Here is a 14795-nt window from a genome sequence, read left to right on the forward strand (position 1 = left end):
GGCGGCGGGGCGCGGCGGGGCGGCGGCGCGGGCGCCGCGGGGTGGCCGCGCTCGATGCCTCAGTGGGTTGTGGACTGCTCGACTGTGGAGATGACGCCGTGGGCGTGGGCGGGGGTCAGGCCGAGGTTGCTGGCGATCCAGCGGACGCATTCGAGCTCGGCGGGCGACAGCGGGCCGTCGGCGAGACCGACCCGGACGGCTTCGGCCAGGTAGCGCTCGCAGGCGTCCAGGGTGAGGTTCGCGGCCAGGGTCCGCAGCAGGTCGGCTGCGGCCGGGGCGGGCAGGTTGAGATCCGCCTGGAGCCGTGTGACGTCGTAGTCGGGCGCGCCCGCTGAGCGCACCGCGTCGACGGCGGCGCGGAGGGAGGGCTCGGAGTTGCCGCCGGCGCGCACGACGGCTGCCACGGCGGCGCGCATCCCGGCCGGAAGAGCGCTGGCCAGGTGCGCGCTGGTGGGCCGCTGCAGCACCGCCGGGTCGAAGCGCACCTTGCAGGTCTGGCACTGGACGACCTCGCCGACCTTGTCCAGGGGGATCACTGGCAGGAAGAAGAGCGTGAAGAATCGGCGGGCGGTCCGGTGCTGGTACTCACGGTCGCCGCCACAGTTCGGGCAGGCGAACTGGCCGGAGCCGATGAGACCAAAGATGTAGAAGACCGAGAAGCCGAAAATAATCACCGCCGAACCGTACCAGCGGGACGTTTTGCCGGGCTGGAGCGGTCAGCGGCCGCCGGAGATGTAGTTGGTCAATGCCGTGCGCTCGGTCTCCAGCTCGTCGATGCGGTTCTTGACAACGTCGCCGATGCTGACCAGCCCGCAGAGCACACCGTCGGCGACCACCGGCACGTGCCGGATGCGGTGGTCGGTCATGAGCCGCATCATCTCCTCGACGTGGCTGTCTGGCCCGACGACGTGCACCTCGGCGGTGTGGATCACGGTGACCGGCTCGGCCAGCACCCCGGCACCCCGCTCGGACAGCGCCCGCACGATGTCGCGCTCGCTGACGATTCCGTCGACCGTGCGGCCGTCGCCCGACACCACGACAGCGCCGATCTTGTGCTCGGCCAGCACCGCCACCAGGTGCCTCACGTCCGTGTCGGGACCGACCGTGATCACTCGGTTGCCCTTGACCCGCAGCACGTCGCTGATCCGCATCTGGACCTCCCGGGGGTACCTTGATGTGGTCCAGCCTAGTCATCTGGGCGCTTTGCGGCAGCCCGTAACACTCAGCCAGCCCACGCGCCGCGGGCCGCCGCCTCGGTGGCGTAGGTGGTGAAGTCTTTCGGTGGACGCCCGGCCACCTGCTCGACGGCGTCGCTCGGCTGCTGGTCGCCGAGCAGGCGCAGCGCGGTGAACGCGGCGATCTCCGCGTCGGTCTGCTCGGCGGGCGCGCCGAGCGCCGCCTGCTGCGCCCGGTAGTCGTCGTCGGTGCCGCCGAACCGGACCGGCCGGCCGCTGGCCTCCGCCACCGCCCGAACCGCCTCCGCGAACGTCAACGCTCGCGGGCCGGTCACCTCGTAGGTGCGCCCGGCGTGCCCGTCGCCGGTGAGCACCGCGGCTGCGACCGCCGCGATGTCGTCGGCGTCAACGAACGCCTGCCGGGCGTCGCCGACCGGCAGCGCCAGCCCGCCGGCCACGATCGCCGGCTGGAAGAAGCCCTCGTCGAAGTTCTGGTTGAACCAGTCCGGCCGCAGGATGGTCCAGTCGGCGCCGCACTCGCGCACGGTGTGCTCGGCGGCCAGCAGCCGCTCGTCGCCCATGGCCTCGATGCCGCGGCTGGACAGCAGCACCAGGTGCCGCACCCCCTGCCCGACCGCGAGCTGGACGAACGCCGGGTCGATCGGCTGTTCGTGCGGCGCCATCAGGTACATGCCGGAGGCGCCGGCCACCGCCGGCTGCCAGGTCTCGGGGTCTGACCAGTCGAAACGGACCTCGCCGTGGCGGGATGCGGCCCGCACCTCGGCCCCGGCCGCGCGCAGCCGCCGGGTCAACCGCCGGCCGGTGGTGCCAGTGGCACCCAGCACAACAATCATGTCCTCAGTCGAACACCGGGGTACGACAAGTCACCGCCGGGCGCGTCGCTTCGTGGTGTCGATGTAGGCGTGGAGGGCCTGGCGGGATCGGGTGAGCGCGTCGATGCGCTCGTCGAGCCCCTTCAGTCGTGCGCGCAGGCCGTCCAGCGCCTCGGGGCAGGGTTCGATGTCCGCTTCGGTGCCGGTCACGCACGGCAACAGGTAGGCGATGTCCTGGGTCGACAGCCCAGCGCCGAGCAGCTTTCGGATCTGTGTGACGGTCACCACGGCGTCGTCGGTGTACTCGCGGTAGCCGCTGGCACCACGGTCGGGTTCGAGCAGGCCCTGGGTCTCGTAGTAGCGCAGCTGGTGCGGGTTGACCCCGGTGCGCCGACTCAACTCTCCGATCAGCATGCGCGTTTCCCCTTGACCTTCATACCGGTATCAACCCTCACGATCTTGCCAGCACCATCGACACATGTGAGGGGAAAAACTGATGGGAAACAGCGACGCTGGCCACACTCCGGTGACCGTCCTCGGCCTTGGCCTGATGGGTCAGGCGCTGGCCCGGGCGTTCCTGCGGGACGGGCACCCGACGACCGTGTGGAATCGCACATCGGAGAAGGCCGAACGCCTCGTCGCGGAGGGCGCGACGCTCGCCGGCTCGGTCGGCGACGCCGTCGCGGCGAGCCCGCTCGTGGTCGTCTGCGTCTCGGACTACGACACGGTCCGCGGCCTGCTCGAACCGCTGGGCGAGGCCCTGCGCGGCCGGGTGGTGGTGAACCTGACCTCGGGTACGTCGGCGCAGGCACGGGAAACCGCTGAGTGGCTCGGTGACGGGTACCTCGACGGCGCGATCATGGCCATCCCGCCGGCGATCGGCGCGGCGGACACGACGATCCTGTACAGCGGGCCGCGGACCGCCTTCGAGGAGCACAAGGCGACGCTGCGCAGCCTCGGCGGCGATCCGACGTACCTGGGCGGCGACCACGGCCTGTCGTCGCTGTACGACGTGGCCATGCTCGGGCTGATGTGGGGCATCGGTGACGCGTTCCTACACGGGGTGGCGCTGCTCGGTGCGGCCGGTGTGGACGCCACGACCTTCGTACCGTTCGCCCGCAAGGTGATCGGGACGGTGACCGACTGGCTGCCCGGGTATGCGCGGCAGGTCGACGAGGGCAGCTATCCGGCCGACGACGCCAGCATCGATACCCACCTGGCCGCAATGGATCACCTCATCCACGAGAGCGAGGCCGCCGGGGTCAACGCCGAACTGCCGCAGTTCTTCAAGGCTCTGACCGAACGGGCGGTCGCCGACGGGCGCGGCGGCGACAGCTACACGGCGATGATCGAGCAGTTCCGCAAGGCGTCCTAGGCTCCGGCCGGGCGGACCACGCCCGTCTCGTAGGCGAAGACGGCCGCCTGGGTGCGGTCGCGCAGGCCGAGCTTCGTCAGGATCCGGCTCACGTGGGTCTTGACGGTCTGCTCGGCCAGCACGAGGTGCTCGGCGATTTCGGCGTTGGACAGGCCCTGCGCGATGAGGGCGAGCACCTCGGTCTCGCGCTCGGTCAGCTCGCCGACCCGCTCCCGCAGCGGGGCGCGCGGGGCACTGCCCAGCCGGGAGAACTCCTCGATCAGCCGCTTGGTGACGTTCGGCGCCAGCAGGGCGTCGCCGGCGGCCACGACGCGTACCGCGTGCGCTAGCTCGGCCGCCGAGGCGTCCTTGAGCAGGAACCCGGACGCCCCGGCCCGCAGCGCCTCGTACACGTACTCGTCCAGGTCGAAGGTGGTCAGGATCAGTACCTTCACGGCGGCGCCGGCGGGCTCGGTGATCTGGCGCGTGGCGTCGATCCCGTCGACGACGGGCATCCGGATGTCCATCAGCACCACGTCGGGCACCAGCTCGGCGACCTTGGCCACGGCGTCCTGGCCGTCGACCGCCTGGCCGACCACCTCGATGCCGGGTTCGGCGTTGAGTAGCACCGTGAAGCCCTGCCGAACCAGCATCTGGTCGTCGGCGATCAGTACCCGGATCGTCATGCGCCACCGCCCGCAACCGACACCACGTGCGGCGACCGAAGCGACCGGCGGCTGCAGGGGGGCCTGGTGGCGCATGACCCGCGCGAGCGGAGGTGAGCGGCGGCTAATTGGGTCATGGCGTGGTCCTCGTCGTCATCGCGGGCAGGTTGGCGGTCACCTCGAAGCCACCGTCCACTGTGGGCCCGGTGGCCAGCTTGCCGCCGAGCATGGCGACTCGTTCGCGCATGCCCAGCAGGCCGTGCCCTTCTTCCGAGGCAGGGGCCGAAGTGGCGGGTGCCGGCCCGGTCGGGGCGGTGTTGACGATCCGGATGACCAGATCGGCGGGGTGGTACGCGATCTCGACGCGCACGCTGGCGCCGGGCGCGTGCCGGATCGCGTTGCTGAGCGCCTCCTGCACGATCCGGTACGCGGACAGCTCGACGCCCGGCGGCAGCGGGCGCGGCTCTCCGGTGGTCTGGCTGGTGACGGTGAGCCCGGCGTCGCGCACGTTGCCGATCAGCTCGTCCAAGCGTTCCAGGGTGGGCTGCGGCGTGTGCCCGGCGTTCGGCGGCGCGTTGCTCTCCACGCGCAGCACGCCCAGCACCCGCCGCAGCTCCGTGAGGGCCTCCAGGGCGTTGCCGCGGATGCCGGCGAGGTTCTGCTTCAGCTCCTCGGGCGGGTCGGCGACGAGGTGCGGCGCGACCTGTGCCTGGATGGAGATGACCGACAGGTGGTGTGCGACGACGTCGTGCAGTTCGCGGGCGATGCGGGTGCGCTCCTCCAGCAGGGTGCGCCGGGCCCGCTCTTCGGCCGAGATCTGCGCCTGCGCCGCCAGTTGGCTGCGGGCGACCCGCCGGGCGCGCCGGAACCCGCCCAGCAGCGCGGCGAGGCCGCAGATCGACGTGGCCTGACCGACGTCGGTGTAGAAGAACGCCACCATCCACGTGCCGTTGGGATTGTTCGTGTGGGCGTCGAACCCGGTGCACGCCAGGCCGACGAGCACGCTGACGGCCAGCGCCGCGAACGCGGTTCGAGGGCGGGCGCGCAGCGCGAGCAGGAACATCACACCCGCGAGGGTGGCGATCGTGCCGTGGCTCCACGGGTACGGGTCGCCGGCCACCGCGGTGCCGGGAATCATGGCGAGCGTGACCACCCACCAGGCGGGTACCGGGCGGAACAGCGCCATGACGACGGCCGCCGCCTGCACCCCGGTCAGCACGGCCGATATCTGGGTCACACCCTCGTACGCCCAGAACACCAGCACCGCGTAGAGCGCGACGAGCACGTGCGGCAGCCGGGCGAGCCAGCGCGGCCACGCCATCGGCGGCATCGGGTCGGCCGCTACCGTCCAGAGGTCGCCGCGCACCGCCCGGACGGCGGCCACCAGACGCCGCCCGGCACCCTTGTCACCGCCCGTGGTCATTGGGTCCATCCTAGGCACTCCCGGTAGTCGTGACCTTGAGCCTCGTGGGCCTGACCCGCTCATAGCCGTGGAACGCCGCGCAGCACACCAGCATGGCGAGCGCGAACACCGGCAGCCACCCGAACCGGGCCATCACCCAGGCGGGCCCGTCCGGCACCGTGTGCAGCCCGGGCAGCCGCTGGCCGGTGAGCAAACCCAGCGCGGTGACCGCGATCATCGCGGTCTGGTGCCACAGGAAGATCGTCATCGCGGCCAGGTTGACCAGCGCCACCGCCGCCCAGGCGGCCGGGCGCCGCATCAGCCGGCGCAGCGGTCCGAGCAGCAGGCCGGCAGCGCCGCACTGCGCCAGGCCGAACGTGACGGCGGCGAGGCTCGGCGGGTTCAGGTTGGAGAAGCCGTCGCCTGGTACGCCGACCATCGACGCCGGGTAACCCGCCCAGCGGACCAGCGCGGCCGTCGCCAGGGCGCCGCCGAGCAGGAGCACCCACAATGTGGTGCGGTCGCGCAGCCGCCCGCGCGCCCAGGCGGCGCCGATCGTGTACGGGACCAGCCAGCCCGCCGCCAGGTTGGCCCAGCCCAGCCAGGCCGGAGCGGAAAGGCCGAGCCGCAGCACGTCGACGAGCGCCACGACGGCCAGCGGCCATGCCGGGTGCACTTTGGACATCAGCGGCGTCGCCGCCGTCAACACCGCGAACACCAGCAGGAACCACAGCGGTGACAGCACCAGGCGTAGCGGCGTGCGCACGGTCTGCGGGTCCACACCGGACGCCAGCAGCACCCCGGCCACCAGGACCCAAACCACCAGCACGGCGGCCACCGGGCGGAACAGTCGCGCCATCCGCGTCGCGACCCACGCCCGGTAGGGCACACCGCGGGCGTACCCGCGGGTCGAGACCAGCCCGCCGACGAGGAAGAACACGGCGAGCGTCTGGAACACCCAGGACACCGGGACGAGCAGCGGCAGGTGCCGCAGCGGGCTCGATCCGCCTACCGTGCCGCTGTCTACGACCAGCGCGGTGACCAGCCAGTGTCCAAGTACGACACCGGCGACGGCGAACGCGCGCAGCGCATCGACGGACCGGTCGCGATCCGGCGGCGTGGCGGCCTCGATCCGCCGGATGAGGTCACGCACGGCTGTCTCCGGCGACGATCGCGGCGATGCTGTCCAGCGACACCGAGCCGGGCCTCAGGTAGTCGCTGTGTGCGCTGTCGCCCGCCGCGAAGAGGCGCGCGCCGAACCCGGGCGAGGTGGGATCGGTGCCGAACCCGACCGTGACGAAGGGCAGCCGCAGCCGCACGTGTGGCACCCGGCCGATCAGGTCTTCGGCGCCCCGGCCGGCCCACACCGCGGCAGTGGTGCGCAGCGCGGCGACCTCGTCGACGCCGGTGCCGGGGCTTCCATAGAGGACGATGTCGGAGGCGGGCAGCCCTTCGGCGGCACTGGCACAGACCACCGACCCGTACGAGTGGCACAGCACCGACAGCCTGGCCGCCGGCCTGGCAGCGGCCACCTCGTCGACGAAGGCGCGCAGGGTTGGGGCGGCGGCTTCGGCCCGTCGCGGTGTCAACACCGAGAAGCTGAGCATGCTCGGCGTGGGGTAGCCGAGCCAGGCGACCACCGCTGACCGGTCACCCAGCCGCTGGAGCAGCGCCTGCGCACCGTCCCGCAGCCGCCCGTACTGCTCGAAGCTGGTGTCGGAGCCCGGCACCAGCACGGCGATCCGCTCCGCCCGGCACAGGTCGCCGAACACCTCGGCGCTGCGACCGCCGTCGCGGCCGTCGAACGACAGCAGACCTCGCGCCGGGTCGGCCAGCGCGCGCAGCGCGGCGGCCCGCCGCCGGTCGCCGTGCCCGGCCGCCGTCCGCTCGGCGGCCAGGACGCCGTCGCGGTTCGCGGCGAATCGGGCGGCCACGTCGGTGGTGCAGGTCGCGGCCCGCAACGGCCCGAGCGACACCGGCGGCGGCGCCGGTACAGCCGCCGGCCGCGCCGCACCTGCCATGGGTACCACGACTGCGGTGCCGACGAGCGCGGCCAGCACAGCGCGGCGCAACCTGCCGATTGGGGTACGCGATGCCACGTTCGATCCGCCCTTCGCACCGGGATTCGTTCTTCCGGCACTGAAGCTACGGATCACCCGCCGTAACCCGCGTCCCCCCGTAGAGCCGACTCCCGGCGTAGTCCCGAGGTACTACACGGCCCGTGCCCTACCCCCGCGGTGCCCGTGCCGCGCCGGCACGCTCCGTTGATCGGCGCGAGGGCCGGGTCCAAAACAGGTTGCCGGGTCTCGGCCAGGACGGCAGACTCCTTGAGTGGATGATTCGACCGAATCCGGCATTTCGGCGTCGCCTGGTGCCGCCCGTCCCGGCCGCCGGATGTCGTTCAACTCCGCCGCGAGCACCTACCACCGCGGCCGGCCACCGTACCCGGACGCGGTATTCGACCTGCTGGCCAGCCGCTGCGGGCTACGGCCCGGCGCCCGGGTACTCGAGATCGGCGCCGGAAACGGCCTGGCGACCGGGCCGCTCCTGGCCGCCGGCGCGCACGTGGTCGCGGTCGAACCCGGCGCGGACCTCGCCGCGATCCTCACCGCCACCCATGAGTGTGACCGGCTCGACGTCACGATCGCCGACTTCGAGACCGCCGACCTTCCCGGCGGGTTCGACCTGGCGGTCGCGGCGACGTCGCTGCACTGGCTCGACCCGGTCACCGCGATCGAGAAGATCGCCGGCCTGGTCCGGCCCGGTGGCTGGCTGGCCGCCTGGTGGAACGAGTTCGGCGACACCAACCGGCCGACACCGTTTCGCGACCGGCTCGACGAGGTGTATCACGACCTGCTGCCCGCCGAACCCGGCTATCGAAGCAGCCGCTCGCACGTGCTCGACACCGATCGGTGGCGGCAGCGCTTGACCGCTGGCGGCTGGTTCGACGACATCGACGTCGACATCGTCGAATGGCAACAGGCCCTGACCGCCGACACCGCACGTGACCTGTGGTCGACGTTTCCGAACATCGCGGAGCTCGCCCCGCCCGACCGCGAGCAGTTCCTGACCCGGCTCGGCGCGATCATCGACGACGAGCACGGCGGTATCGTCGAGGACCCCCGCCTGACGGTCGTCTACACCGCCGCCCGCACGGGGCGTCGAGGCTAGAGCGCCGGCTCGGCCTGCCGGGCGCGGCGGCTTACCCAGCGTTCGAAGAGCGCCAATGCCGCGGCGGCGCCTCCATCGCGCGCCGCCGCGACACCGGGGGTCAGGCGACCGCGCAGGCGGCGTTGTTGAGGGTGAACGCGGCCGGTTTGGCGTTCGCGCCCGTCCAAGTGGCGGTGAATCCGAAGCTGGCGGTGCCGCTGGGAGCGATGGCGCCGTTCCAGGACGCGTTGGTGGCGGTCACCTGGGTACCGGACTGGGTGTGGCCGGCGTTCCAGGCCTGGGTGATCTGCTGTCCATTGGGGAACGCCCAGCGCAGCGTCCAGCCGTTGACGGCCGTCGCGCCCGTGTTGGTGATGGTGACATCGCCTTGGAAGCCGCCGGACCACTGGCTGGTGATGGCGTAGCTGATCCGGCAGGCGGCGGTCCCCGGGCTGGTTCCGGGCGTCGTCGGGGTGGCGTTGGTCGGCGACGTGCCGGGGGTGGTCGGGTTCGCGGAGGTGGGACCGGTGGTCACGGTGGTGCCGCTGGCGGTCGCGGTGCCGACCTGGGTGGCGCCGGTGAGGCTTCCGCTGGGGTACAGGCCGCCGACAGGGGTGCCGGAGACGCTGCCGCCGGTGTGGATGGTGTAGCTGCGGCCGCCGATGACCTGGTTGGAGGAGAGGGCGACCTGTTGGAACGCCTTCGGCGCGCGGTAGGCGGCGATGACCGTGGTGCCGGAGGCGACCTGGACGATGGTGCCGGCGGCCTGGCGGGCGGCGAACCGGTAGGTGATCCACCGTTGCGGCGAGGTGTTCGCGATCGTCCCGGTGACGGCTGTCAGGCCGGTGGCGAAGATGGTGCCACCGGAGAAGGTGATCGGGCCGTTGGAGTCGAGGCCGCCTTCTCCGCCGGCGCGGGTGTCCGAGCCGTGCGCGGCGACGGTGCCGCCGGTGATGGAGAGTGTCCCGTTGGTGTCGATGGCGTCAGTGCCGCCGCTGGTCGAGACGGAGCCGCCGGTGATCCGGATGAACGCGTTGGGTGCAACGGCGAACTCGTTGATGCCCTCCTCGGCGGAGTTGAGGCCGTCGTCGGTGGAGACGACGTTGACGACGCCCCCGCTGATGGTGAGCTTGAGCGCCTCCAGCCCTTCGTACGAGTTGGTCACGTTGACCGTGCCGGCGGTGACGTCCAGGGTGGTTTCGCCGTGTACGGCGTCGTCGGCGGTGGCGAGGTTCAGGGTGCCGCCGTCGATGGCGACCGCGATGTCGGAGTTGACGGCGTCGTCGGCGGCGTCCACTGTGATCTGTCCGCCGCCGGTCACGATGAGGACCCCGGCCTTGAGGCCCTTCGCGGACGCGTCCGCGGGCAGCGTGGCGGTGCGGCCGCCGCCGGCCCGCACGGTCAGCGCGCCGCCGGTGGTGATGACGTCGGTCTCGCCATGTACGCCGTCGCCGGCCGCGGTGACGTCGACGGTGCCGCCGGTGAGGAGGACGTATCCGAGGGTGGCGTCACCGTCCTCATCGGCCTTCAGACCGTCGCCGGCGCGGGTGGTGACCGTGGCGGTGCCGCCGTTGACCACCAGGTAGTCCTTGCCCCGGATGCCCTCGTCGACCGCTGTCACGGTGATCGTGCCCGCGGCGATGACCAGACCGTCCTTGCTGGCGATGCCGTCGTACGCGTTGCCGGTCACCACCAGCGAGCCGGTGCCGGCGATGGTGAGGTCGGCCGCGCTGAACAGCGCGGCGTTGGGCTCGTCGACGCTCGGGTCGGGATAGACGTAGCTGGTGGCGTCGGACAGCCGGTTGGTGGTGCCGGCGTTCAGGAACACCATCACCTCGTCGGCGTCGACGACGTTGATCGCCGAGCTGGTCGAGTTGCCGATGGTCACGCCGTTCAGGATCAGCCGGACGATCCCGGACTCGGTGGTGTTGACGACCACCTGGCCGTTGGTGAGCGAGCCGCTCAGCTGGTATGTACCGGCCCCGGTGATCGTCACGACGCCGCCGTTGACCGCGACGTCAGGGCTGGTACTCGTGGCGCTCGCACCGGTCAGCGTGATGGCGGCGACGTCGGCTGAGTTCCACGAGTGGTCCGCGGGATCGTCATGGTCGGCCGCGTTGGCCGCGATCGCGGCCGCTGCCGCGTCGCCCGCCGCGAGCAGCCCAATGTCGTCCGCCTGGGCCCCGGCGACAGCGACCACACCCAACCAGGCGGTGGCCGACAGCGCCGCGGCGGCGACGAGGATGGCGAGCTTTCGGGTACGTGGCATCGTCCGTCCTGTCCTTTCCTGGCTGACCGCTGGCCAGTCCGGTGAACATCCGCTAACCACACGGTTAGAGATTTACAAACATGGATGGACATTACCGGTGTCAGAGGCATCTGTGGTAATCGATGGAGCTCAAATTTCGCTGGGAGTTCGCCGAACGATCCGATCAACCCGCGTAGTCAGCCTCGTAGCTGCCGCGCACACCAGCAACGCCCCGCCAGCTGCCGCGCACAGCGCCGAGGAAAACTTCACCCATCGATGTCTCAGTCAGCGTCAGGCGCCCTACGGGGTGATTTCGTTCCTGGGCAGGAGTCGCCGCCGGTCCAATGCCGGCATGCTCGTCGATGTCATGGTGTCGAAGGGCGATTTGGGGGAAGCCACGATGGCGACGCGTAGAACCATGCTGAGGTCCGGTGCCGCCGCTGCGGTCGCGCTGACCGCTGGAACGGCCACCGCCGCACCGGCGGCGGCCGCACCGCCGGCCGCGAAACCACCCAACGCCGCCGCACTCCAGGCCGCGCTGGACGCGATGGCCGCGGGCGGGGCTTCGGGGGTACTGGCCGAAGTGCGCGACCGGCACTGGGTGTGGCGGGGGAGCGCCGGGGTGGCCGAGCTGGGCACCTCGCGACCGGTGCCGCCCCACGGCAGGTTCCGGGTCGGCAGCGTCACCAAGTCGTTCGTGGCGACGGTCGTGTTGCAACTGGTCGGCGAGCGGCGGCTGGCGTTGACCGATACCGTCGAGCGGTGGCTGCCCGGGGTCGTGCCCGGCGGCGACCGGATCACGCTGCACCACCTGCTTCAGCACACCAGCGGCGTGTTCAACTACACCGACCGGCTGGACGAGCTGTACCCGACGGTGGCCGACCTTGTTCGCGCGCGCTACCGCAAGTGGACGCCGCAGGAGTTGCTGGTGCTGGCGGCCGGGCAGCCGCCGCTGTTCGAGCCCGGCACCTCCTGGTCGTACTCAAACACCAACTATGTCCTGCTCGGCCTGGTGGTGCAGCGGGCGACCGGCCGGCGGTACGCGGCCGAGGTCGAGCGCCGGATCCTGCGGCCGCTGCGGATGCGCGACACCGAGCTGCCCGGCACGTCGCCGTTCCTGACCGGCCCGCACTCGCACGGATACCTGCCGCTGGAGCGCGATGGCGGGTACGTGCCGGTCGACATCACGGTCTTCAACCCGTCGATCGCTTGGGCCGCCGGTGAGATGGTGTCCACCGCGGCCGACCTCAACCGGTTCTACGGCGCGCTCAACGGCGGCCGCCTGCTCGGCCCGGCGTTGCTCTCCCAGATGCGCACCTCGTACCCCGAGGCGGACTACGGCCTTGGGCTCCAGAGCCTCGTCCTGCCCTGCGGGGGGACGCTGTGGGGGCACACGGGCGGCATCTTCGGGTACGTCACGGTGGCGATGAGCACCTCCGACGGTGGCCGGCAACTGGCCCTGTCGGTCAACCCGTGGGGCGACGGCGACCTCGATGGGCCGCTCGTCGACCTGGTGCTGGCGGCGTTCTGCGACCCGGGCGCGGCGTCGGCCCGGTCCGCGGCGCCGATGCGGATCGCCATGCCCAGCGGGTCGTGGGCGTAGGAGCGGGGGGCCACCCCTCCCGTCAGTCCGCGTGAGATGAGGTGAGCACCTTGCCGTAGACGTCCCACAGGGTGCCGAGGAAGAACCGGGCGAACCTCTCGAACGCCTCTCGGGAGCGCGGCTCGGTGCGGAAGGTGGTGAGCTGCCGCAGGAAGTCCGGGACGTGGATGGTGATGACGCCGCTGGCCACCGCCGGCGCGGCGCTGTCGTCGCCCGGCCACAGGTGGCCGCTGTAGATGGTCAGGTAGAGCGTGGAGGTGTCGCGCCACACGTCGAAGCCGGGGTCGTCCTGGACGTCCTTGCGGCCGACGAGGGTCAGCGGGTTGCCGTCGCCGTCGTTGAAGTGCAGGCGATACCACATCCGTCGCCGCGCGCTGTCGCCGTCGCGGACGAAGAGGTTGAACCAGCCGCGGATCACGGGGAGCCGGCCGCCGAGCAGGTCGCACTCGACGTACCCGGTCGTGCTGGCCTCGTGTGCGGGGTCGCCGACGAACCGGTCGACGTCGTCGACGGTGATCGTCAGGCGGAACATGAGTTTCTGGTCCTTGGATCGACCCAGCTCGCCACCGCGGATCGGATCGACGGGCTCCTTGGCGACGAAGCCTTTCATCTCCTCGGTGAAGCTCAGACTGGTCGGCACGGCGTCTCCCGTTCGGTTGGTGCCCGCGGCGGCGGCGAGCGGGGTGCTGATGATCCGGTCACACGCGCGGTCGGCGACCGCGGCGATGGTCAGCGACGGGTTCGCGCCGACCGGGCCCGGCAGCAGGGCGCCGTCGAGGACGTACAGGCCGGGGAAGCCGAAGACCTCACCGTACGCGTCGCAGGTGCCCTCCTTCGGGTGGCGGCCCATCGGCGCGCCACCGAGCGGGTGGACGGTGATGGACCGCTTGGCCCACGCGGTCGGTAGGTCGGTGAAGCGGGCGCCGAGCTCGGCGGCGATGGCGCGCATGGTCCCGCGCAGTCGATCGAAGTACTCGCGGGACGTCTCGGCGGTCAGCTGGACGTCCAGGTATTCGCCGCGTAGCCGCAGGACGCCGTCCGGGACGTCCCGGCCCATGCCGAGCAGGGGGAGCGATCCGTCACCGAGCCGGCCGGGGCCGATGAGGGCGCCGACGAGACCGGAGATGTTCGAGGCCGGCGTGCGACTGAACTGGGCCCGCAGGCGGGCCAGGGCGAACCGGGCGGCGCGCCGCAGCGTGCCGGGCATCTGGGAGGCCTCGACCAGCCATTCGGCGAAGACCGGGTATCCGCCGTCCTGGACGTAGTACCCGCGGCCGGTCGCGCCGCCGCCGTCGAGGGCGTCGTCGATCCGGATCGCGCTCGTGATCACCGGCCCTCGGCTGCCCTCGATCCGCCGCAGTCCATTGTGGGCGGTGGGGTCCTTGGCGTCGAGCAGGAAGGCCAGCACGTCACCGTTTCCGCTGAAGCGGCTGCCGAGGGCGGTGCTCAGGCCCGGCAGCGCGGCCCTGTTGCGCAGCAGCAGGTACGTGGTGCCAAACGAGCCAGCGGCCAGGATCAGGCGGTCACAGGTGATCCGATGTAGCGGCAGGTCGCCGGTGGCCGTCTTGTGCCCCTCGGCCTTGGGGTCGTGTATCACGTACGACACCTCGTATCCGCCGCCCGAAAGGGGCGCGAACGTGCGGACCTCGCAGCGGGTGCGCAGGTCGGCGCCGTGGCGCTTGGCGGCGGACAGGTAGGTGTGGTCGAGGCTGTTCTTGGCGCCGTCGTTGCAGCCGATGTCGCATTCACCGCACAGCCGGCAGGTGCGGCGGGGCAGGCCGTGCAGGTTGCCGTACGGCTGGTCGGCGACCGGCGCGCCGGCGACGGGCGCGTCCTGCGGCCGGGACGCGAACGTCACGGCGAGCGGCGGCCGTTGCCACGACAGGCCGAGTCGCTCGGCGCCGTGCCGCATCGCCTCGGTCTTGCGGGTGCTCTCGTACGGGTACGGCGTGACGCCCATCATCCGCTCGACGGCGTTGTAGTGCTTTTCGAGGTCGGCGCGGCTGACCGGCCAGTGCTCGTATCCGCCTCCCGGCAGGGGTGACTCGTCGACGAACCAGCGCTCGTCCTTGCGCAGCAGCACGTTGGCGTAGATGAGCGAGCCGCCGCCGAGGCCGCTGGAGACCACGCCGTCGAGCGTGCGGAAAGACCATATGTCGAACAGCCCGTGCAGGCCCTCGCTCGGATCCCACAGGTTGCGGCCCATCTCGGCGGGCGTGCGGGCGAAACTGCCCGGCGGGTACGCCTTGCCGCGCTCCAGCAGCACCACCGAGCGGCCGGCCTCGGCCAGCCGGTACGCCGCGACCGAGCCGCCAAAGCCGGAACCCACCACGACAGCGTGGACGTGCTCACTCATCAGTGCCCC

The 14795-nt window shown here is 71.7% G+C and carries 13 protein-coding genes; 3 read left to right on the forward strand and 10 right to left on the reverse strand.

From position 1 onward, the window contains the following. Positions 1-59: 59 nt before the first annotated feature. The 4 genes from V6V89_RS21035 to V6V89_RS21050 all read right to left on the reverse strand — a co-directional run bounded on the left by V6V89_RS21035 (position 60) and on the right by V6V89_RS21050 (position 2422). Complete coding sequence (locus V6V89_RS21035; RefSeq protein WP_334620894.1) at positions 60-674, reverse strand: zinc-ribbon domain-containing protein; 615 nt, start codon at positions 672-674, stop codon at positions 60-62. A 42-nt stretch (positions 675-716) separates the two neighbouring features. Then, positions 717-1151 carry a CBS domain-containing protein gene (locus V6V89_RS21040; RefSeq protein WP_334620895.1) on the reverse strand — a complete coding sequence of 145 codons (435 nt, stop codon included), beginning with the start codon at positions 1149-1151 and terminating at the stop codon, positions 717-719. Positions 1152-1222: 71 nt separating this feature from the next. Next, positions 1223-2029 (reverse strand): NAD(P)H-binding protein, encoded by an 807-nt coding sequence (locus tag V6V89_RS21045; RefSeq protein ID WP_334620896.1) that lies wholly within the window; start codon positions 2027-2029, stop codon positions 1223-1225. Positions 2030-2059: 30 nt separating this feature from the next. Then, complete coding sequence (locus tag V6V89_RS21050; protein ID WP_334620897.1) at positions 2060-2422, reverse strand: MerR family transcriptional regulator; 363 nt, start codon at positions 2420-2422, stop codon at positions 2060-2062. Positions 2423-2504: 82 nt separating this feature from the next. Here V6V89_RS21050 and V6V89_RS21055 point away from each other — a divergent pair, with 82 nt between their 5' ends. Next, complete coding sequence (locus V6V89_RS21055) at positions 2505-3383, forward strand: NAD(P)-dependent oxidoreductase (protein ID WP_334620898.1); 879 nt, start codon at positions 2505-2507, stop codon at positions 3381-3383. Here V6V89_RS21055 and V6V89_RS21060 read toward each other — a convergent pair. The 4 genes from V6V89_RS21060 to V6V89_RS21075 all read right to left on the reverse strand — a co-directional run bounded on the left by V6V89_RS21060 (position 3380) and on the right by V6V89_RS21075 (position 7528). Further along, on the reverse strand, positions 3380-4048 hold the full coding sequence (locus tag V6V89_RS21060) for a response regulator transcription factor (RefSeq protein ID WP_334620899.1): 669 nt from the start codon (positions 4046-4048) through the stop codon (positions 3380-3382). The genes V6V89_RS21055 and V6V89_RS21060 overlap by 4 nt on opposite strands. Positions 4049-4160: 112 nt before the next feature. Then, positions 4161-5450, reverse strand: a complete 1290-nt coding sequence (locus tag V6V89_RS21065; RefSeq protein WP_334620900.1) for a sensor histidine kinase — start codon at positions 5448-5450, stop codon at positions 4161-4163. 10 nt (positions 5451-5460) lie between these two features. Further along, the gene (locus tag V6V89_RS21070; protein WP_334620901.1) at positions 5461-6582 is read right to left on the reverse strand and encodes an acyltransferase family protein; all 1122 of its coding nucleotides are present in this window, start codon (positions 6580-6582) and stop codon (positions 5461-5463) included. Beyond that, positions 6575-7528 (reverse strand): alpha/beta hydrolase, encoded by a 954-nt coding sequence (locus tag V6V89_RS21075; RefSeq protein WP_334620902.1) that lies wholly within the window; start codon positions 7526-7528, stop codon positions 6575-6577. The genes V6V89_RS21070 and V6V89_RS21075 overlap by 8 nt, the downstream gene beginning before the upstream one ends. A 232-nt stretch (positions 7529-7760) precedes the next feature. Between V6V89_RS21075 and V6V89_RS21080 the strand changes: the two genes are divergently transcribed. After that, positions 7761-8600 (forward strand): class I SAM-dependent methyltransferase, encoded by an 840-nt coding sequence (locus tag V6V89_RS21080; RefSeq protein WP_334620903.1) that lies wholly within the window; start codon positions 7761-7763, stop codon positions 8598-8600. A 100-nt stretch (positions 8601-8700) separates the two neighbouring features. Here V6V89_RS21080 and V6V89_RS21085 read toward each other — a convergent pair whose 3' ends face one another. Further along, positions 8701-10848: a carbohydrate-binding domain-containing protein gene (locus V6V89_RS21085; RefSeq protein WP_334620904.1), complete on the reverse strand. Its 2148-nt coding sequence runs from the start codon at positions 10846-10848 to the stop codon at positions 8701-8703. 331 nt (positions 10849-11179) lie between these two features. Between V6V89_RS21085 and V6V89_RS21090 the strand changes: the two genes are divergently transcribed. Then, positions 11180-12430, forward strand: a complete 1251-nt coding sequence (locus V6V89_RS21090) for a serine hydrolase domain-containing protein (RefSeq protein ID WP_334620905.1) — start codon at positions 11180-11182, stop codon at positions 12428-12430. A gap of 22 nt (positions 12431-12452) precedes the next feature. Here the strand turns inward: V6V89_RS21090 and V6V89_RS21095 are convergent, their stop codons facing one another. Beyond that, on the reverse strand, positions 12453-14786 hold the full coding sequence (locus V6V89_RS21095; protein ID WP_334620906.1) for a GMC family oxidoreductase: 2334 nt from the start codon (positions 14784-14786) through the stop codon (positions 12453-12455). Between the last annotated feature and the right edge of the window lie 9 nt (positions 14787-14795).

The organism is Micromonospora sp. CPCC 206061 (assembly GCF_036906915.1).
In the GTDB taxonomy this organism is placed as follows: Bacteria; Actinomycetota; Actinomycetes; order Mycobacteriales; family Micromonosporaceae; genus Phytohabitans.